17 protein-coding genes and 2 pseudogenes are annotated in these 18,457 nt (G+C 69.2%); 15 read left to right on the top strand and 4 right to left on the bottom strand.

Annotated elements, in window-relative coordinates:
- Both I6U14_RS16390 and I6U14_RS16385 read right to left on the bottom strand, forming a co-directional pair.
- A pseudogene (locus tag I6U14_RS16390) lies at positions 1 to 222 on the bottom strand (hypothetical protein); the annotation flags it as partial.
- A 307-nt stretch (positions 223 to 529) separates the two neighbouring features.
- Positions 530 to 856: a hypothetical protein gene (locus tag I6U14_RS16385; RefSeq protein ID WP_296900650.1), complete on the bottom strand. Its 327-nt coding sequence runs from the start codon at positions 854 to 856 to the stop codon at positions 530 to 532.
- A gap of 219 nt (positions 857 to 1,075) precedes the next feature.
- Between I6U14_RS16385 and yjgA the strand changes: the two genes are divergently transcribed.
- The 4 genes from yjgA to I6U14_RS16365 all read left to right on the top strand — a co-directional run bounded on the left by yjgA (position 1,076) and on the right by I6U14_RS16365 (position 5,154).
- Positions 1,076 to 1,681 (top strand): ribosome biogenesis factor YjgA, encoded by a 606-nt coding sequence (yjgA, locus tag I6U14_RS16380; protein ID WP_296900648.1) that lies wholly within the window; start codon positions 1,076 to 1,078, stop codon positions 1,679 to 1,681.
- A gap of 73 nt (positions 1,682 to 1,754) precedes the next feature.
- Positions 1,755 to 2,885, top strand: coding sequence for a 6-carboxytetrahydropterin synthase (locus tag I6U14_RS16375; protein WP_296900646.1), 1,131 nt, complete (start codon positions 1,755 to 1,757; stop codon positions 2,883 to 2,885).
- Between the two features lie 125 nt (positions 2,886 to 3,010).
- Complete coding sequence (gene queE, locus I6U14_RS16370) at positions 3,011 to 3,649, top strand: 7-carboxy-7-deazaguanine synthase (protein WP_296900644.1); 639 nt, start codon at positions 3,011 to 3,013, stop codon at positions 3,647 to 3,649.
- Positions 3,646 to 5,154, top strand: a complete 1,509-nt coding sequence (locus tag I6U14_RS16365) for a hypothetical protein (protein ID WP_296900642.1) — start codon at positions 3,646 to 3,648, stop codon at positions 5,152 to 5,154. The genes queE and I6U14_RS16365 overlap by 4 nt, the downstream gene beginning before the upstream one ends.
- Positions 5,155 to 5,176: 22 nt before the next feature.
- On the opposite strand, the gene I6U14_RS16360 is transcribed toward I6U14_RS16365, so the two are convergent.
- Positions 5,177 to 5,974 carry a class I SAM-dependent methyltransferase gene (locus I6U14_RS16360; RefSeq protein WP_296900640.1) on the bottom strand — a complete coding sequence of 266 codons (798 nt, stop codon included), beginning with the start codon at positions 5,972 to 5,974 and terminating at the stop codon, positions 5,177 to 5,179.
- Between the two features lie 234 nt (positions 5,975 to 6,208).
- Here I6U14_RS16360 and I6U14_RS16355 point away from each other — a divergent pair.
- The 9 genes and pseudogenes from I6U14_RS16355 to I6U14_RS16315 all read left to right on the top strand — a co-directional run bounded on the left by I6U14_RS16355 (position 6,209) and on the right by I6U14_RS16315 (position 16,395).
- Positions 6,209 to 7,225: pseudogene (locus I6U14_RS16355) on the top strand (patatin-like phospholipase family protein).
- A gap of 189 nt (positions 7,226 to 7,414) precedes the next feature.
- Positions 7,415 to 7,771, top strand: a complete 357-nt coding sequence (locus I6U14_RS16350; RefSeq protein WP_296900638.1) for a PepSY domain-containing protein — start codon at positions 7,415 to 7,417, stop codon at positions 7,769 to 7,771.
- A 21-nt stretch (positions 7,772 to 7,792) separates the two neighbouring features.
- Positions 7,793 to 8,458: a response regulator transcription factor gene (locus I6U14_RS16345; RefSeq protein WP_296900636.1), complete on the top strand. Its 666-nt coding sequence runs from the start codon at positions 7,793 to 7,795 to the stop codon at positions 8,456 to 8,458.
- Between the two features lie 7 nt (positions 8,459 to 8,465).
- Positions 8,466 to 9,902, top strand: a complete 1,437-nt coding sequence (locus I6U14_RS16340) for a sensor histidine kinase (RefSeq protein WP_296900634.1) — start codon at positions 8,466 to 8,468, stop codon at positions 9,900 to 9,902.
- A 199-nt stretch (positions 9,903 to 10,101) separates the two neighbouring features.
- Positions 10,102 to 10,383 carry a PepSY domain-containing protein gene (locus I6U14_RS16335; protein WP_296900632.1) on the top strand — a complete coding sequence of 94 codons (282 nt, stop codon included), beginning with the start codon at positions 10,102 to 10,104 and terminating at the stop codon, positions 10,381 to 10,383.
- 41 nt (positions 10,384 to 10,424) lie between these two features.
- Entirely contained in the window at positions 10,425 to 11,747 is a 1,323-nt protein-coding gene (locus I6U14_RS16330; protein WP_296900630.1) for a TolC family protein, read from the top strand.
- Positions 11,744 to 12,955, top strand: a complete 1,212-nt coding sequence (locus tag I6U14_RS16325; RefSeq protein WP_296900628.1) for an efflux RND transporter periplasmic adaptor subunit — start codon at positions 11,744 to 11,746, stop codon at positions 12,953 to 12,955. The genes I6U14_RS16330 and I6U14_RS16325 overlap by 4 nt, the downstream gene beginning before the upstream one ends.
- Positions 12,955 to 16,083, top strand: coding sequence for a CusA/CzcA family heavy metal efflux RND transporter (locus I6U14_RS16320; RefSeq protein WP_296900626.1), 3,129 nt, complete (start codon positions 12,955 to 12,957; stop codon positions 16,081 to 16,083). Before I6U14_RS16325 ends, I6U14_RS16320 begins: the two co-directional genes overlap by 1 nt.
- Before the next feature lie 9 nt (positions 16,084 to 16,092).
- Positions 16,093 to 16,395: a DUF3240 family protein gene (locus tag I6U14_RS16315; RefSeq protein ID WP_296900624.1), complete on the top strand. Its 303-nt coding sequence runs from the start codon at positions 16,093 to 16,095 to the stop codon at positions 16,393 to 16,395.
- A 50-nt stretch (positions 16,396 to 16,445) separates the two neighbouring features.
- Here the strand turns inward: I6U14_RS16315 and I6U14_RS16310 are convergent, their stop codons facing one another.
- Positions 16,446 to 16,907 (bottom strand): Lrp/AsnC family transcriptional regulator, encoded by a 462-nt coding sequence (locus tag I6U14_RS16310; RefSeq protein ID WP_296900622.1) that lies wholly within the window; start codon positions 16,905 to 16,907, stop codon positions 16,446 to 16,448.
- A 341-nt stretch (positions 16,908 to 17,248) separates the two neighbouring features.
- Between I6U14_RS16310 and I6U14_RS16305 the strand changes: the two genes are divergently transcribed.
- Positions 17,249 to 17,836 carry a NapC/NirT family cytochrome c gene (locus I6U14_RS16305; protein ID WP_296900620.1) on the top strand — a complete coding sequence of 196 codons (588 nt, stop codon included), beginning with the start codon at positions 17,249 to 17,251 and terminating at the stop codon, positions 17,834 to 17,836.
- Between the two features lie 45 nt (positions 17,837 to 17,881).
- A complete protein-coding gene (locus I6U14_RS16300) occupies positions 17,882 to 18,223 on the top strand; it encodes a c-type cytochrome (protein ID WP_296900619.1) in 342 nt (113 codons plus the stop codon).
- Positions 18,224 to 18,457 lie beyond the last annotated feature (234 nt).

Below are 18,457 nucleotides of genomic sequence, written 5' to 3'. Positions count from 1 at the left end.
GAGCCCAAGCGTGGCCGTGGCCCCGATGTAGATGACCGTCAGCGCCCACAGCCCACCGAGCCCTGCCTGCTCCAGCCAGCGCAAAGGCAGCCAGTACAGACCCCAGAGCGTAGAGCCCGCGAGCATGACCGGGATGACGACGGCTTGGTTGGCAGTGTCGGCGGTGTTGCCGTCGGGCAGGGATACTGCGGTATCAGTAGGCCTCGGTGTCGGGCGCGGCATTCAGCGGAAGCGAGCAATTAAGGTCTATGTTGGGGAAATGCCGATCTGTTGGCGTTTCCCGCGCGGCGCAGGATGTCCCGCCATTTGTGATGACGCAAGTTGTTGAAAATGAAGAAGCCGGGAAACCGCCCTCTGTCTGCACAGGCCCGGCTCCGTCCGATTTTTGGGCAGGACGCACAATGAATCGGTGTCCACTTACTGGGCCGGCGGGTCGTACAGCAGCATAAGAGCGCACGGTCATCCGACCTGTGCTGTCGAAACGCGTTGCTCAGTCACCTGTGTGATCCAAACCCTGCGGGGTGTTGCGTCATCGCAACTGCGCGATGACGCAGTCGATGGCAGGCTCGTTGTTGCCGGTTGGGTAGAAGCCGTTGATGGCCTCGCGATACGTATCGGGGTCGATCTCGCCGGTGCCGAGCTTGGCGGTTTCGTCCAGGAAGGTGACGTCGTCATTGCTGATGTCCAGCAGGTAGTTGATGGGCTGCGTGCCGATGCTCAAGTTTCCGCAGGCGCCGGCTACCTTGTTGAGGAAAGCATTGCTGGCGGCGCCTTCAGGGGCCATAAGGTCCCCGCCGCAGCCGGCGAGCAGGGCAAGCAGCGGCAGGGTGGGGACGAGGCGGTGGGATGAAAGCATGGCGGTGTGACTCCTTGGCTGACAATGCGGCTCACGGGTCGTTCGGGTGCGGTGCTTGCACCCCATGCGGCCGGAGGGTGGGAGCATAGCCGAGGGCCAGCCGCTTTGCCTGCCGCGCTCCCTGCTGGATGCCCGGCTGGCGCCCCGGAAACGGGGTCGAGGGTCCGGCGTCTGCCCGGGGCGCCCGCTGCGGTGTCCACCATCGCCGGGAACGCTGAAATGGGCGACAATCAGCCTATGACGCAGGTTGACAGTTACTCAAAAGATGCGGACGACGATGCCGTCTCTGACGCGGCCTCCGCTCCCGATGCGACCCCTGACGCGGAACAGGCGGCGGACCAGGAGCCCGCCAGCAAGAGCGCCCGCAAGCGCGAGTACCTAGCGCTTCAGGACCTGGCCGAGGAGCTACTTGGCCTGCAACGGTCCGCGCTGGAAGGACTCGGCCTCGGCGCCGATACCTGGGCTGCCATCGACGAGACGGCCCGGATCAAGGACCGCCGGGCGATGCGCCGGCATGTGAAGCGGGTGGCTAACTGCCTGGCGCGGGAGAACACCGAGCCGCTGCAAGCGCTGTTGGACGCCCGCGCCGAGCAGGCGCGGCAGGCGACCGCGCGGCATCACCAGGTGGAGCGCTGGCGAGCCCGGCTCATCGGAGAGGGCGATGCGGCACTCAAAGAGCTGTTGGACGCCTACCCCGATGCTGATCGCCAGCAGGTGCGGACCCTAATGCGTGCGGCGCAGCGGGACGCCGAGCGCGGCCGACCCGAGGCGCCGCGCAAGTTGTTCCGGCTCCTGCGAGAGATGCTGGACGCCGCAAGGGACTGACCCAGAGCCGGCGACAGGGAGGTCACCACAGCTCAGCCCTCAGCCCTCGGCCCTCAGCCCCCATTTCTAGACCATGCACGACCACCTCTTTCATATCGCCGCCACTCCCTTCGAGGCCGCGCTCCGCGTGCCAGTGCTGTCGCCGGAGCACCGGGCAGCACGCCTGCACGGGCACAGCTATCGGGCCCGGGTGCGCGCTGCGTTGCCGGCGGGCTGGTCACCAGTGGCTGAGGGCTTTGTCGGCGGCGAAACGGATGCGCTGCAGGTGGCGCTGGCGGCGGCTGTCGCGCCGTTGGATTACGCCGACTTGAACGCGCGGCTGCCGGTGCCGACGGACGAGAACTTGGCCCGCTTCGTCTATCGCCGTCTGGCGGAAGCGAATGTGCCGGGGGTGGCCGCGGTCGGCATTCGCAGCACGGTGGACACGGGTGTGGACCTGGCCCCGGACGGCCACGCGCACCTGTGGCATCGTTTCCGCTTCGAGGCGGCGCACCGGCTCCCGCGGGTGCCGGAAGGCCACCCCTGCGGACGCATGCACGGCCATGGATTCGAGGTGATCCTGCACCTGGACCAGGACTTGGGCGGCGCCGGGCCAAGCGCAGCGGACATGGGGGTCGACTTCGATGCCATCGCTGCCCTCTGGACGCCCCTTGCGGTAGAACTGGATCATGCTTGCCTGAACGACATCCCGGGGCTCGAGAACCCCACCAGCGAGCTCTTGTGCCGCTGGCTCTGGGCGAGGATCAAGCCGCAGGTGCCGGCGTTGTCTTGGGTGACGGTATACGAAACGGCGACCGCCGGCTGCCACTTCGACGGCGCCCACTACCGCATCTGGAAGGAGCTGCGCTTCGAGTCCGCGCTGCGCCTGGAGCAGGCGCCGGACGGCGACCGCCGCCGCCGGCTGCACGGGCACAGCTATCTATTGCGGCTGCACCTGAGCGCGCCGCTGGATGACGTGCTCGGCTGGACCGTGGATTACGGTGACGTGAAGACGCTGTTCAGGCCCGTCTACGAGCGGCTGGATCACCACCGCCTGGACACGCTCACCGGCCCCACCGGGGCGGACCCGGCCGGGCTCGCGCGCTGGATCCGCGAGCAGGCCGCGCGCGATCTGCCGTGGCTCGAGCGCATCGACCTGCAACAGACTCCGGGCTGCGGTGCGGTGCTGTGCTGGGGGAGGCTTGGGCCGGCGCTACCCGCATGAGCGCAATTGTTGGGTGGCATTGCTGTGGCAGCGCCGTCCTCGGCGCGACGTGCGCCAGGCAGCCGATGCCCAAACTGCGTCGCCAAATGCTCGCGCTGTTGCGCGCCAGCCTTAACTGACGCCCCGTGGCTGCCAGCTACACCGTCAAGGAATGCTTCTCGACCCTCCAAGGCGAGGGCGCCCGCAGCGGGCGCGCGGCGGTATTTCTGCGCTTTGCGGGCTGCAACCTCTGGTCCGGCCGCGAGCAGGACCGGGCCGCCGCCGTTTGCGACTTCTGCGACACGGACTTCCGGGGTGCGGACGGGCCGGGCGGCGGGCGCTTCCACACGGCGCAGGCGCTGGCGGCGCATGTGGCTCAGACCTGGGCCGGCGCCGACGCCGGCCGCTATGTCGTCTGCACCGGCGGCGAGCCGCTACTGCAGCTTGATGCGGCGCTCGTCGACGCCTTGCATGCCCGCGGCTTCGAGATCGCCGTGGAAACCAACGGCACCTTGTCGGCGCCCAAGGGCGTGGACTGGGTCTGCGTGAGCCCCAAGGCCGACGCCCGGCTTGTGCAGCGCACCGGCGACGAGCTGAAGCTGGTCTACCCGCAGGCAAAAGCGCCGCCGGAGCGGTTCGTGGACCTGGACTTCCGACACTTCTACCTGCAGCCCATGGACGGTCCGCGGCGCGCCGAGCACACCGCTGCCGCCGTGGCTTACTGCCTGGCGCATCCGCGCTGGCGGCTCAGCCTGCAGACCCACAAGCTCATCGGCATCCCGTGAGACACCCCGAGACGCTCGCCGGGCTCGCCGGCGTGGACGGCCGCCGCGCCGTGGACCTGTGGCTGCTGGCGCTGGCCCTCGCCTACGGGGTGGCCGCGCTGGTGGGACTGCCGCTCTACGGTGACGGCGCCTACTACTGGTTCAAGCTCGCCGCCGACGAGCACTTCGTGGTGCCGAACCTGCGCGTCGGCGCGCTGCTGCCGCAGCTGCCGGGCATGCTCGCCGGGCGCTTCACGGACGACCCGGTGCTGCTGCGTCACGCCTTTTCCCTGGGCTATGTGGCGCTGCCGGTCGTGTCGCTTGCCGCCTGCTGGCTCATCGTGCGGCGCGTGGCGCCGGCCTTGGTGCTGTTCCCGCTGCTGTGGCTCGCGATGCACCAGATCAACTTCTCCAGCGTTTCGGAGCTGCTGACGGCGGCGCACTTGGCCTGGCCGTTCGTGCTCGCGGCGGCGCTGTGGCCGGCGGCTCGCGCCGGGCGGATCTATGGCTGGCTCCTCGGCGCCTTGTTCGTGGTGCTGCACCCCATGGCCTTCGTCCCGGCGCTCGGGCTCGCGGTGCTGGCGGCCTGGCTCGGCTGGTCGGCGCCGCGGGCGGCCTGGGCTCGGCAGCAGGGCGGGGCGTTGCAGCGCTGGGCTTGGCTCGCGCTGGCTGCGTGGCTCGCGCTGACGGGCCTGCTGCGCTTGGGCTGGACGCTGGTGGGCGCGAACCGCTACGAGCGCTCGAACTTGAGCGGGGACGCCGCCCTGCATTACCTGTTGCCGTCCACGCCGGCACAGGACGCGCTGCTGGCGGCGGCGGCGTTGGCGTCTCTGCTGGGCGCCCTGGTGCTGCTGCGCGGTGTACGCATGGCTGGGGCGTGCTGGCTCATGCTGGCGTCCGGAGTCCTGTTGGCGCTGCTGGTGGGGCTGGCGGTGTGGATCGGCGGTGAGTTTCTCTTTGGCCAGGGCATCAAGCTCAAGGCGGCGCTGACCTTCGTCGCCGGGCTCGGCTTCATGGTGCTGGCGGCGTTGGTGGGGCAGGTGCTGCTGTGGCGCGCCGGCGCTTCCGTCGGCCCAGGGGGTGCGCCCGACGTGACAGCAGGCGGGGCGGCCGGCGCCAGATCGGTTCGGCCGGAGCGGGTGCCCACGGGCTGGCTCGCGGCGCCGGCGGCCGCCGTGCTCATCATGCTCACGGCCAAGTCGGCGGGCTGGTGGCTCGCCACTAACGAGCTGGGGCGCATGGTGGCCGAGGCCGAGACCCCCTGCATCGTGCGCACCGGGGAAGCGCCGCCGTCGTTGCAATGGCGCTGGATGCGGCTGGTGGACGAGTGGCCGGTGGCGATGAACGCGCTGGCGTTCCGACCGTGGGCGCCGGCGGCGCCGGAGGTCTCGCTGCTCCTGCCCAACGACGGCTGCGAGATCCTCGCCGCCACCGGCCAGGCGCGGCTGCAGTCCTGGGTCGTGCGGCCCTGGTCGCAGCTCGATGCGCGGTTCGGGCCGTTGCGGCGCCTGCCCGGGTGGCGGTGAGGTACGGGACGATGCGCCCCTGTCAGCGCTCGGGTGCCGCCGCGGGCTTCTCGAACACCATGAAGTGTTGACTCGGCAGAAAGCTCTGCGTCTTCACGTGCGTGAGCCCCACCGCCGCCATTTCGCGGCGCGCCTGGGCCTCGGTCATCTTGTGCAGGGGCTTGATGGGGATGCGCGGATCCTCGCCGCGGTACTCCACCAGGAACACCCGCCCGCCCGGGCGCAGCGCCGCGACGATGGCCTCCATCATCTCCCGCGGGTAGGCGAACTCGTGGTAGGCGTCCACCATCAGCGCCGCGTCGATGCTGTTCGAGCGCAGCTCGGGATCGTCTTCGCGGCCCAGCACCAGGTCCACATTGTCTACTCCACGCTCGTCCATGCGCTCGCGCATGATGGCGAGCATCTCCGGCTGGATGTCAACCGCCAGCACCCGGCCACTGGGCACCTGCTCGGCGAGCCGGAAAGCGAAGTAGCCGGTGCCGGCGCCGATGTCCGCTACCTCCGCATCGGCCGCGAGGTCCATGGCCGCCACCACCCGGTTCGTCAGCCCCTCCCGGACGTCACTCGCACGTACCAGCCGGCGTGCGCCGGGGTGCCCCATCGTCGGCGAGATCGCCAGGCCCATGTAGACCTGGCCGAGGCCTTCGCGGCTCTGTGGCTTGGTGTCGTCGTGGTGGGCTGCGTCGCCGAGCGCTGGCGGTGCCGCGGCGGCCAGCAGCAGCGCGCCGAGCAGTGCCGCCGGCGCCGACCACCGGCGAGCCCCGTCGAGTCCGCGAAGCCAGGCGCGGCGCTTGGCATTGGAGAAGGAGAAACTGAACATCGTGCGTCGCTCCGGTGTACTTGCAATCTTCCCCTCGACAGCAGACCGGCGCCGGGGTTTCCGCTCCAAAGGCAGACCATCAGTCCCCCAGGAGCGTAGGGCGCAGCGCTGGAGCGCAGGATTTCACGCAACCCGGCTCAGGGCGCCGAGCTTCACTCGCCACACCTGCGGCAGAATCCACCCGCTGACAGCGGTATCCTGAGCGCCTCAGCACCGCCACGAGGTTTCCTGCGGATGAGTCAAAAGCAAACCGATGACGGCGCCCCCACCGGCTCGGCCACCAGCGTCTCCCTCGTGCTCGGCAGCGGCGGTGCCCGCGGCCTTGCCCACATCGGCGTCATTCAGTGGCTAACGGCCAACGGGTATCGCATCGACTCTATTGCCGGCTGCTCCATGGGCGCGCTGGTGGGTGGCATCTACGCGGCAGGGCGGCTCTCGGCTTATAGGGACTGGATTTGTGCCTTGCGCCGGGCGGATGTGCTGCGCTTCTTGGACCTGGCTTGGTCGAGCAGCGGTCTCATCAAGGGCGACCGCATCATCGAAACCCTGCGAGAGCTCGTCGGCGAGCACCGCATCGAGGATCTGTCCATCACCTTCACGGCGGTCGCCACCGATATCCAGCGTCAGCGCGAGGTGTGGATCTCCAAGGGCCCATTGTTCGATGCCATTCGTGCATCCATCGCTGTGCCGACGGTGTTTATGCCGCATGAGTACCTGGGCCATCAGCTCGTCGACGGCGGTCTGCTGAACCCGGTCCCGATCGCACCCACCTTCCGCGATCTCACCGACCTCACCATTGCCGTCAACCTGAACGGCAACGACGGCGGCGCCCCCTGGCCGCCGCAGGCGCCACCGGCGCTGCCTCAGCCCGGCAGTGAAGACGCGGCCCCCGAGGATAAGGCCACCGCGGATTCGGAGCAGGATGAGCCTAAGGATCTCCACGGGCGCATTCTTGCCTTCCTCGACGACATCGCAGATGGCTTTCGCGGCAAGGCCGGACCCGGAGACGAGGACGCCGGCAGACTGGACGTCTTCGAGCTTGTTGGGCTCTCCATGTGACCCTTCCGGACCCCCTCTCCCGCGTGGAAGCTCGCCGCCTACCCGCCGGACATCTGCGTCAACACCCCCCCCGTTGGTGGTCAGGCCCCCGGGTTCCACCGGGCCGCGGGGCTCATCGACATGGGCGAGCGGCTCGCGGCGCAGGCGGTGGGCGCCGCCGGGCAGGCGCGCGCCGGGGCGGACGACGGCTGAGAGCAGGGGGCGCCGATGTGCGCGAACCAGCCGGAGGACAAGGGCGTGTCGGCGGGCACAGCGAAGCGATCGCAGGCGGCCGCCGGCAGGCGGTGGTTCCCTTGGGCTCCACCGTGCCGGGGCGGTGCGCGTCCTCTGCATGGTCGTCTATGCTGAATTGGCCGTCCCATCCCGTTACGGAGCAACCGGTTGCCCGCCCTTAGCGCACAGATTGGCATTCCGTCCGTTAGCAGCCGGCATGCGCTTCTCGTCGGTGCTGCTGCGCTCGCCGCAATGCTCGGCATCGAGGCGGCCCGCCCGGACGCCGATGCCGACCGCGCGCGCAGGTTGGTTCAGCAGGGCGCCATCCTGCCGCTTGCGGAGATTCTGCCGCGGGTGCAGGCCGTACAGGCAGGGACGCTGATCGAGCTGGAGCTGCACTATGAGCGGGAGCACGACGCCTATGTCTATGAAATGGAAGTGCTGGACGCGGACGGGCGCCTCTGGGAGGTCGAGCTCGATGCCACCACCGGCGAGCTCATCGAGGTTGAGCCGGACGATGATTGATCGAGCCTAGTGCCGCTCGCCATGCGCCTGCTGCTGATCGAAGACGATATCGAGCTCGCTCGCGCCCTGCGCCGCGATCTGGCGGAGGCGGGCTATGCCGTGGACTGGGCCAAAGACGGCGTGGACGGTGCCTTTCTCGGCACCGAGCAGCCCTACGACGTCATCGTGCTTGACCTGGGATTGCCTGGGAAGGCCGGGCTTGAGGTGCTCGGCGAGTGGCGCGCCTCGGAGGTCCACACGCCGGTGCTGATCCTCACCGCTCGCGATGCCTGGCACGAGCGCGTGGATGGTCTGCGGGCCGGCGCCGACGACTACCTCGGCAAGCCCTTCCACATGCAGGAGCTGCTCGCGCGTCTGCAGGCGCTTACGCGCCGCAGCGCTGGCCGGGCGAGCCCGCGGCTGCGGGTTGCCGGGCTGACGCTGGACGAGGATCGTCAATGCGTGCAGCTTGCGGACGGCACCGAGTGCAGCTTAACGGGCACCGAGTTCCGGCTCCTGCGCGCGTTCATGCGTAATCCGGACAAGGTGCTGTCCAAGGCGTGGCTCACCGAGCACGTGTACGACCAGCATGCCGAGCCTGGCGGCAACACCATCGAGGTCTATGTGCGCCGGCTGCGGGGTAAGCTCGGGGAGCATCATCTGCGCACCCAGCGCGGGCAGGGCTATGTCTTCCCCTCCCAGCACTGAGACGACGTTGGCCACCCAGACTACGCGCGCGGCACGGGGCATCGCGGCCCTCCGCCGCTGTCTGGGCTTCACCCCTAGGGATTCGCTGGAGAACCGGCTCAATCTGGGGCTGGGCCTGAGTCTGGCGCTGTTGATCGGCGCCGCCTGGTGGCTCGGCCATGGCGCCCTGCACCGCTCCACGGATGCCTATGTGCTCTCCCGGCTGGAGCATGACACCCAAGCCCTGCTCGGGCGCTGGGAGCACATCGGTCATGTGGAGCAGGCGGCCGACCACCTCTTGCCTGTCTATCGCCAGCCCTTCTCCGGGCATTACTTCAAGGTGCTGACCGCGGACGGCGGTGCCGTCCGCTCGCGCTCGCTCTGGGACCAAGATCTGAACCTGGTGCCGATACCCACGGGAGAGGTGCACACCTGGCACGCGGACGGACCTGCCGACCAGCCGCTCCTGGTGCGCGCCGCGGGCTACCGGGTGGCGGAGGGGCCGGTCACCATTGCCGTCGCCGAGGATCTGAGCCCGCTGCTCGGCACGCTCAGGGGTTACGAGCAGCTGTTCGCGGTGCTGGCCGTCGCCGGGCTGCTGGCGATGCTGCTGCTGCAGCGGGTGATCTTGCGCCGCTCCTTCCGCCGGCTCCTGACCGTGTATCAGGATATCGACGCCCTGGAGCGGGGTGCCACCAGTCGCCTCACCGAGCGCGTGCCGGCGGAGATCCTGCCCCTGGTGCGCAAGCTCAACGGTCTGCTCGCCGTCTACGAGCGGCGGCTGACTCGCTCGCGCAACGCCGCGGGCAACCTGGCCCATGCGCTGAAGGGCCCGCTCAGTTTGATGCGTCAGCAGTTGCGAGCGCCCATAGATGCTTCAGCGCATACCCCCGCCGGCGCCGAGCCCGTTGACAGTGCGAGGCGCGTCTGTGCGGCGGAAGTCGAGCGCATCACCGCCCTGGTGGAGCGCGAGCTCAAGCGCGCGCGCATCGCCGGGCGTGCCAAGGCAGGCTCGATGTTCGACCCGGCGCGGGAATTGCCCGACCTTCGCCGGCTGCTGCTCGCCATGTATCGGGACAAGACGCTGGATATCGCCTGCGGCAACGAGCTGCCCGCGCCCATCGCCCTGGACCGCGAGGATCTGCTGGAGATCCTCGGTACCCTCATGGACAACGCCTGCAAGTGGGCCGAGCACAGGGTCCGCTGCACCCTAATACGGAGCGGCGATGGAGCGGCGCTGCAGATCGTTGTGGAAGACGATGGTCCCGGCTGTGACGACGCCGAGCTGGCCCGCATCGCCCGCCGCGGCGAGCGTCTGGACGAGCAGGTGGACGGTCATGGGCTGGGGCTTGCCATTGCCCGGGAAATCGCCGAGTCCTACGGTGGGGCGATGCAGCTCGGGCGCTCCGCAGACCTGGGTGGCTTCCTTGCTCGCGTGAACCTGCCAGTGCCGACGTCCACCTGAGCCGTTTGCGGGCAGAGAGGATGTGCAAAGCGCCAGCGTGCGCATCGTGACCAGGCGGTGGGCACGCTGCGCTTTGCTCATGCTGCCCGTGTTCAGCTCGAATTCAGCATCGTCCGGCAGTCTGTGTGCCAAGTTGGCGGCGGTCGGCAGCGGCATCAGCGCCGACGCCGTCAAACGCACGCACACTAGGAGCATCGATATGTACACACCGATCCGTCTCATCGCGGTCACCGTCCTTGCCCTCGCCGCGGGCGCCGGCACGCTCTTCGCCGCCGACGGGAAGGTTGCCGGTCCGCTGTCCATGCAGCAGGCCGTCGACAAGGCCCTGGCCCAGCGCCCGGGCGAGGTCATCGGCACCGATCGCGAGCGCAAGCACGGTCGCGAAGCCTGGGAGGTCGAGATCCGCGACGCAGACGGTCAGGTCTGGGAGCTCTACTTCGCCATCGACGACGGCAGCCTGCTCTACGAGGACCGGGACTGAGCCCGGGTATCGTGCTCCAACGGCACAGACAGGTGCGGTCGTTGCGGCGATACATCAGCGTGCCGGCAAGCCCTGCCGGGCAAGAGGGCACGCGGCTGGCGTTGCTGGTTGTGGCGCTGGCCCTGCTGCTTCTGCCCGCCTGGCAAGACGTCACGGCGGCGACCCTTGGCGAAGCCGTGGATACGGCGCTTGCCCTCGCCGAGCAGGGCCAGCGCGTCGACGCTCAGCGCGCGGTGGGCGATGCCGTGCGCAAGAAGGCCCGCGGCCTGCTCGCGGAGAACCCGGCACTGCGGGTGAAGCTGCTGTCGGACGAGTTGACCGGCGACCAAGGTGCCTACGAGGTGGAAGCCATGGTTGACTTGCCGCTGCTGCTGCCTGGGCAGCGCAGCGCCCGCTTCGCTCTGGCGGACGCCACCGGCGCTGCGGCGGAGGCGCTGCGTGCCCGCCTGCGCTGGGAGATGGCCGGCATGGTGCGCGAGCTGACGTGGGAGGCGGCCCTGGCCGCGGGGCGGTTGCGCCAAGCGGAGGCCGCGCTCGCGGCCGCCGAGGTTCTAGAAGCAACGGTGGCGAAGCGTGAGTCCGCTGGCGAGCTGGCCCGGTTGGACCTGCTGCTGGCTCGCCAGGACACGCTGGCGCGCCAGAGTGAGCTCGCCGCCGCCCGCGCGGACCACGCCGAGGCGATGGCGGCCTATCGTGCGCTCACCAGCCTGGCGGAGCTGCCGGTGCCCCTCACAGAGACGGCGGCAGTGACGCCTGAGGCGGTCGCTGCCGGAAGCCCCGCGGACACGCCGAATGCCGGTGGTGGCAAGGGGCTCCCGGCGCCCATTGCGCAGTCTCACCCACTGCTGGCGAGCCTTGAGCAGGGCGTTGCCCGCGCCCGCGCCGAGCGCGGTCGGGTGAGCGCGGACCGCCGCGGCAGCCCGCTGCTCAGCCTGGGTGTCAAGCATGCCCGCGCCGACCGCAATTCGCCGGAGGACGACGCCCTGCAATTGGAGCTGAGCCTACCCTTTGGGTTGGGCAGCACCAGCGCTCCGGCCCTGGCCGAGGCCGAGCAGGGTGTTACCGACCAGCTCGCGGAGCTGCAACAGGCGCGCCGCGAGGTGGCCCGGAACATCGCCGCCGCCGGGGCCGCTGTCAGCGGCGCACAGCAGCAGCTCACCGCCGCGCGGGAGCGCGTCGACGTCACCGAGCGCGCCCTGGACCTCGCCCGGCGTGCCTTCGACCTCGGGGAGGGCGATCTGACAGCCTTACTGCGCGCCCAGGAGCGCGCCCGGGAGGCGCGCCTGGACCTGGCGCTGCGGCAGCTTGCGCAGGGTCGTGCGATCTCCCGTCTGAACCAAGCCCTTGGAGTCCTGCCCGAATGATCGTCTCACCGCGACATGACCGTTCCGGCCGTTACGCCCGTCCGCGCTGCTGGGCTGCAACGGCGGCGGTACTGTGTGTGTCGGCGCTTGCGCCGCTGCCCCTTGCCGCCGCCGACGCCGCCGACCCGGCCCAGCACGTGGTTCCTCTCAGCGCCGATGAGCGGGCGGCATTCGGCATCGAGCTCGCAGCGCCTGAGCTCGCCGGCACGGCGCTGAGCCGCCGCTACCCTGGCAAGGTGGCTGTGCCGAACCGCCAGCTGCGGGTGGTGGCCGCACCCCAGGCGGGCGTCATCGAGGCCCTGCTGGTGGCCGAGGGCGAGCGCGTTGAGCCGGGACAGGTGCTGGCACAGCTGGCGAGCCCGGAGCTGGTGGCGGTGCAGAGCGACTACCTGGAAGCGCTGACAAGGCTCGGTCTCGCCGACAGCGAGCTGGCCCGAGAGCAGATGTTGCACCGCGAGGGCATCACAGCGGAGCGCCGGGTCATCGAGGCCCAGGCCAGGCGTCGGGAGCTGGCGACGATGGTGGACCAGCATCGCCAGCGCCTGGCGCTGGCCGGGCTGGAGCCTGCGGCCATCGAGGCGCTGGCTGAGAGCCGGCGACTGTCCAGCACCCTGCCGGTGCGCACGCCCATCGGCGGCGTGGTGCTGGAGCAGATGGTGGATACAGGCGAATCCGTCGCCGCTTCTGCGCCGCTCTACCGGGTCGGTGAGCTTTCGCCGTTATGGGTAGAGGTGCATGTCCCCGTAGACGCTCTGAAGGGCGTGCAGGTGGGTGGCCGGGTACAGCTGCCCGCGCTGGACGTGGAGGGGCGCATTATCACCGTCGGCCGCATGGTGCACGGCGAGGATCAGGGCGTACTGGTGCGCGCGGAGGTCAGCCAGGGCACGGCGGACCTGCGCCCGGGGCAATTTACAGAGGTGCAGCTGCGCACGGGTGCGGGGCGAGAAGGTGAAGACACCAAAGCTGCCGGTGCTGCGGCCTGGCGCCTGCCGCGCGCCGCCGTCGTGCGCGATGGGGGCGACGCCTATGTGTTCGCCGCCGCCGAGGGCGGCTTCCGTGCGGTGCCGGTGGCGTTACTGGCCGAAGAAGACCGAACCCTGGTGGTGCAGGGCGACCTGTCCGCGGCAGACCAAGTGGCGGTGAGCGGCGTGGTAGCACTGAAGGCCGCCTGGCTCAGTGGTGCTGGTATCCCCGAGGGAGGCGGCTGATGCTCGCCCGGCTGATCCAGTTTGCGCTCACCCAGCGGCTCTTGATGCTGCTCGCGGTGCTGCTGCTTGCTGGCGGCGGCTGGCGCGCCTTTCAGCAGACGCCCATCGATGCCTTTCCGGATGTCTCCACGACCCAGGTGAAGGTTATCGTCAAGGCGCCCGGCATGACGCCGGAGGAGGTGGAGTCCCGGATCACCGCGCTCGTGGAGGTGGAGATGCTCGGCATCCCGCGGCAGACCATGCTGCGCTCCATCGCCAAGTATGCGCTGACGGACATCACCGTGGATTTCAAGGAGGGCACAGATATCTATTGGGCGCGCCAGCAGGTGTCCGAGCGCCTCGCCGCCGTCTGGCCGGACCTGCCGGACGGTGTCACCGGCGGCATCGCGCCCATGACCACGCCGCTTGGCGAGATGCTCATGTTCAGCATCGAGGGCGGCGACCTCTCCCTCGCCGAAAAGCGCGACCTGCTGGACTGGACGATCCGGCCGGCGCTGCGCTCGGTGCCTGGCGTGGCGGACGTGAATGCCCTGGGCGGCTTCGTGACCACCTTCGAAGTGGTGCCGGACCACGCGCGCATGGCCGTCTTCGGCGTGGCACTCGCGGACCTGCGCGAAGCCATCGAGCGCAACAACCGCAACGACGGTGCCGGGCGCCTGGACGAGGGTGAAGAGGCGCTCTTGGTGCGAAGCGAGGGCGCCATCGTCACCTTGGACGACTTGGCCAACATCGTTGTCGGCGGCAGTACCGAACAGCCGGTGCGCGTGGCGGACATCGCCGAGGTGCGCCGTTCGGCGCTGACCCGCTATGGCGCCGTCAGCCGCGACGGTGCCGGCGAAACCGTAGAGGGCCTGGTGCTCGGCCTGCGTGGGGCCAATGCCCGCGAGGTTGTCGATGGCGTCAAGGCCAAGCTCTCGGAGCTGACGCCCGGGCTGCCGGACGGCGTTGAGATACAGATCTTTTACGACCGCGGCGACTTGGTGGACAAGGCCGTGCATACGGTGAGCAAGGCCCTCGTCGAGGCCACCATTTTGGTGCTGGTGCTGCTCGTGCTGTTCCTGGGTGATCTCCGCGCGGCGCTGACGGTGGCGCTGATCCTGCCGCTGGCGGCGCTCGGCACCTTCATCCTCATGCGTCAATTCGGGCTGTCGGCGAATCTGATGTCCCTCGGCGGGCTCGCGATTGCCATCGGTATGCTCGTGGATGCCGCCGTTGTGGTGGTGGAGAACATCGTGAGCCAGCTCTCGCGCCATGGAGGCAATGGGGGTAATCACGGCCACGACGCCGAAGGCGAAGGCGACCGGGAGGGTGTCGGCGACAAAGGCGGGCACCGCCGGCATCTGCCGCGGCTGCACCTGATCTTCCGCGCCACGCGAGAGGTGTCGGTGCCGGTGGCATCCGGCATTCTGATCATCATCATCGTCTTTCTGCCGCTGCTCACGCTGCAGGGGCTGGAGGGCAAGCTCTTCGTGCCGGTGGCGCTCACCATCGTCTTCGCGCTGGCGAGCTCGCTGCTATTGTCGCTCACGGTCATCCCGACGCTCGCGTCCTTCCTGCTCGGCAAGGGCGGCCACGACGACCCCTGGGTGGTGCGCCAGCTGCTGCGGCTCTACACACCGGTGCTGAACTGGTCCCTGCGCAACCAGTGGCTTGTGATCGTGGTCGCCCTGGCCCTTCTGGTGGGCACAGGTGCGCTCTACACCCGCATCGGCAAGGCCTTCATGCCCACAATGGACGAGGGCGATCTGGTGGTGCAGCTGGAGAAGCTGCCGTCCATTAATCTGGATGAGTCCATCGCCATCGATCAGCGCGTGCAGCGCGCCATCATGGACGCGGTGCCGGAGGTCCGCGCCATCATTGCTCGTACTGGCTCGGACGAGCTGGGTCTCGACCCCATGGGCCTGAACCAGACCGACAGCTTCCTGGTGCTGGCCCCGCGCGAAGACTGGCGCTTCGAGACCAAGGACGCCCTCATCGAGGCCATTCGCGCGGTGCTGGAGCGCTTCCCGGGGCTCGACTACGCCTTCACCCAGCCCATCGAGATGCGGGTGTCGGAAATGCTCACCGGCGTGCGCGGCGACCTGGCCGTCAAGGTCTTCGGCGGCGATCAGGATGCGCTGAACCGCATCACCGAGGAGATCGTGCGGGTGCTGTCACGCATCGAGGGCGCCCAGGACGTCTACACGCCCCGCAACGAGGGCGCGCAGTACCTGAACCTGGTGGTGGACCGCATGGAGGCAGGCCGGCTCGGCATCGACGCCGATGCCCTGGCGGCGCTGCTGCGCGCGCAGGTAGAAGGGCTCGACGTTGGCACCGTCTACCGCGAGGGCAAGCGCCGGCCATTGGTGATGCGCGGCGACGAGGCCCTGCGCACGTCGCCCGCGCGCTTCAAAGGATTGCAGGTGGCCACCCCCGACGGGCGCTCTGTCCCCTTAAGCAATCTGGTGACCATGGAGCGCGTCGAGGGCCCGGTGGCGCTGTCGCGGGAGCTCGGCAACCGGCTCGCGGTGGCCATCGCGAACGTCGAAGGCCGAGACCTGGTGGGGTTCGTCGAGGAGGCGAAGGCCGCCGTGGCGGAGCAGGTGGACCTTCCCACGGGCTATTGGCTGGAATGGGGCGGGGAGTTCGAGAATCAGCAGCGCGCCGCCGCACGCCTGGCGCTGGTGGTGCCGGTGGCCCTGGGGCTGATCTTTCTGGTGCTCTTCTCCACCTTCGGCTCGGTGCGGCAGGCGCTGTTGGTACTCTCCAACATCCCCTTTGCGCTCATCGGCGGCGTGGTGGGGCTTTACATCACCGGCGAGTACCTGTCGGTGCCGGCGTCGGTCGGCTTCATCGCCCTGCTTGGTATCGCGGTGCTGAACGGCGTGGTGATGGTCACCTGGTTCAAGCAGCTCCAGGCCCTGGGGCGACCCATCGGCGAGGTTGTCGTTGAGGGCGCGAAGCGTCGCCTGCGGCCGGTGCTCATGACCGCGAGCATCGCCGCCTTCGGGCTGGTGCCACTGCTCTTCGCCACCGGGCCGGGCTCGGAGATCCAGCGCCCGCTTGCCATCGTCGTCATCGGTGGGCTGGTGTCCTCGACGGCGCTGACCCTGATCCTGCTGCCTATTCTTTACCGGCGCTTCGGCTGAGGAGGCCCCATGTCAGACGTGCTGCTGCATCTGATCGTGCCCACGGCGCTGGAAGACGCGTTGGCGGAGTGGCTTCTCGAGCGTCATGACGTGCCGGGCTTCTCCAGCCTGCCGATGGCGGGCCATGGCTCTTCCGAGCACTCCATGACCCTCGCCGAGCAGGTGGCCGGGCGCAGCCGCCGGGTGCTGTTCCTGATCGCGCTGCCCCAGGTTGAAGCGGACCAGGTGCTCGCGGACCTGGGCGGCGCCTTCGCTGGCACCGGGCTCCACTGGTGGCTGGTGCCGGTGCTGAGTGCGGGGCGGTTGGATTGAGGGCGGGCAACGCGCTTCGCAGGCGGTGCCGGGATTCCCGCCGATGGCCGTCAGTTGACCGGCAACGTCGTCCGCTCAACCACCCGCCGCAGCACGAAGCTGGAGTGCACGCCGCTCACGCCCTCGATGCGGGTCAGCTTGTTGAGCAGTAGGTCCTGATAGGCGTCCATGTCCCGCACGATGACCTTGAGCTGGTAGTCCGCATCACGGCCGGTGATCAGGAAGCACTCCAGCACCTCCGGCATGGCCGCCACCTGGGCGTCGAAGTTGGCGAAGCGCTCCGGTGTGTGCCGGTCCATGGCGATGCTGAGGAAGGCGATGAGGTTCAGCCCCAGCGCCTTAGCACTAAGAAGCGCCCGGTAGCCCTCAATGATCCCGGCCTCCTCGAGCGCCCGAACGCGCCGCAGGCACGGCGACGGGGAGAGGCCAATGCGGTCGGCCAGATCCTGATTACTGATGCGGCCGTCCTGCTGGAGGATGTCGAGGATGCGTTTGTCGTAGGTGTCGAGCATGGGAAAGAAGTGCGGAGTGCGGAGTACGAAGTACGGGGCACCTGTGGGAGCGGCCTCCAGGCCGCGACGCAAAGCGGCGGCACATCGCAGACCTGATGTTACGGCATACGGACGTGGCGGAGCTGCGGGCACGAGGTTGCAGACGCCACGGCCTATGCCGGTGACAGTGCAATCCGGGTCTACACTGAAGGTACCGGAGCGAGGACGCTCCGGGCGACGCGCATCGGCCAGACCATCCCGACAGCCGCCGTCAGGCCCCGCGATGAGGGCGGCGGCGGTCGCTCGGCGGCTCGACCGCCTCGCGGCATCGTGCATAGCTCAAATAGGAAGGGGGGCACCGCATGAAGCGCATCCGAACATGGCTGCTGATGGGCACGCCGGTCCTGATCATCCTCATCTCCGCCGGTATGGCCGGGGGCTGGGCCCTGACCGACACCGTGATCGAGGCGACCTCGGACCGCGCCTTCTGCACGGTCTGTCACAGCATGGAGCCCTTCGCACAGGCCTACGACCAGGACAGCCACGGCGGCCGCAATCCGGGCGGGGTGGCGGCGGCCTGTGTGGATTGCCACCTGCCGCACACAGGGCCGGTGCGCTACCTGGCGGCCAAAGTCCACACGGGCCTGCACGACGGCTGGGCGCAGGTGCTGTCGCTGTTCAAGGAGCCGGACTGGGTCGGCAACCTCGACCGACGAGCCGACTATGTCTACGACTCGGGCTGCCTCCGCTGCCATGCGCGGCTTCGGGATGCAACAAGTGACGACCCGACGGCCGCCTTTGCCCACCAGACCTATTTTCAGCAGGGCTCAAACATGCACTGCGTGACTTGCCACGCGCATGTCGGCCACAAAGACCTGCTGAGTGTGCTCACCACAGATGCGGAGGCTGCACTGGCAGCGCCCGCCGGGGCTCAACAAGCGGGCCGCTGACCGGCGGCGATGGCGGCACAGCCAATCGAAGAGGAGTTCTTGACCATGAAGCAGCTGAGCATGGCTGTCCTGATAGCCGCCGCCTTGGCAGTGGTGCCTGTGCATGCGCAGCAGGGCGACCCAGAGGCCGGCCAAGCCGTCTACGCCGCCAAAATGTGCGGGATGTGCCACACCATCGCCGGGGAATCCGGGCCGATGGCCGATCTCGGCGGCAGCCTCGACGACGTCGGTCTGCGTCGCGACGCCGCCTGGCTGCACCTCTATCTGACCGAGCCCAAGGCCGCCATTGCGGACGCGACCATGCCCTGCGCCGCGCTGACCGAGCAGGAGCTGGCGGATCTGATCGCCTACCTGCTGACCTTGCGTGGGTCGTCGGGCAGCGACTGACCCCGCTGGCCGCGGCCGAGGGCCGCCACGCCGTCACGCCGCCACGCCTGGGCAGCTGAGCCGCGACGATATTGCGTTCCAAGCTCCCGATCCGCGGTAGGCGTGAGCTCAATCGTCCGGGCCATACCGCCGCATCACTTCTTCGAGCGGGATGACGCGCCCGCCGCTTGCCAGAAGCCCCGCACGGCGCCGCCCGGCGATGGCGGGGTTCTCGAGAACCGCCCGGTGCCCGCC

The sequence above is a fragment of the Thiohalocapsa sp. genome, assembly GCF_019695415.1.
Lineage (GTDB): Bacteria > Pseudomonadota > Gammaproteobacteria > Chromatiales > Chromatiaceae > Thiohalocapsa.
The sequence above is the reverse complement of the archived record's forward strand: the minus strand, read 5'-3'. Positions and strand labels throughout refer to the sequence as shown.

Excerpts from the sequence above, each read along its gene's own strand:
- I6U14_RS16310 (WP_296900622.1), bottom strand. The coding sequence starts at position 16,907 with ATGCTCGACACCTACGACAAACGCATCCTCGACATCCTCCAGCAGGAC.
- I6U14_RS16375 (WP_296900646.1), top strand. The coding sequence starts at position 1,755 with ATGCACGACCACCTCTTTCATATCGCCGCCACTCCCTTCGAGGCCGCG.
- I6U14_RS16325 (WP_296900628.1), top strand. The coding sequence starts at position 11,744 with ATGATCGTCTCACCGCGACATGACCGTTCCGGCCGTTACGCCCGTCCG.
- I6U14_RS16360 (WP_296900640.1), bottom strand. The coding sequence starts at position 5,974 with ATGTTCAGTTTCTCCTTCTCCAATGCCAAGCGCCGCGCCTGGCTTCGC.
- I6U14_RS16305 (WP_296900620.1), top strand. The coding sequence starts at position 17,249 with ATGAAGCGCATCCGAACATGGCTGCTGATGGGCACGCCGGTCCTGATC.
- I6U14_RS16320 (WP_296900626.1), top strand. The coding sequence starts at position 12,955 with ATGCTCGCCCGGCTGATCCAGTTTGCGCTCACCCAGCGGCTCTTGATG.
- I6U14_RS16315 (WP_296900624.1), top strand. The coding sequence starts at position 16,093 with ATGTCAGACGTGCTGCTGCATCTGATCGTGCCCACGGCGCTGGAAGAC.
- I6U14_RS16300 (WP_296900619.1), top strand. The coding sequence starts at position 17,882 with ATGAAGCAGCTGAGCATGGCTGTCCTGATAGCCGCCGCCTTGGCAGTG.
- I6U14_RS16335 (WP_296900632.1), top strand. The coding sequence starts at position 10,102 with ATGTACACACCGATCCGTCTCATCGCGGTCACCGTCCTTGCCCTCGCC.
- I6U14_RS16345 (WP_296900636.1), top strand. The coding sequence starts at position 7,793 with ATGCGCCTGCTGCTGATCGAAGACGATATCGAGCTCGCTCGCGCCCTG.
- yjgA (WP_296900648.1), top strand. The coding sequence starts at position 1,076 with ATGGGCGACAATCAGCCTATGACGCAGGTTGACAGTTACTCAAAAGAT.
- I6U14_RS16385 (WP_296900650.1), bottom strand. The coding sequence starts at position 856 with ATGCTTTCATCCCACCGCCTCGTCCCCACCCTGCCGCTGCTTGCCCTG.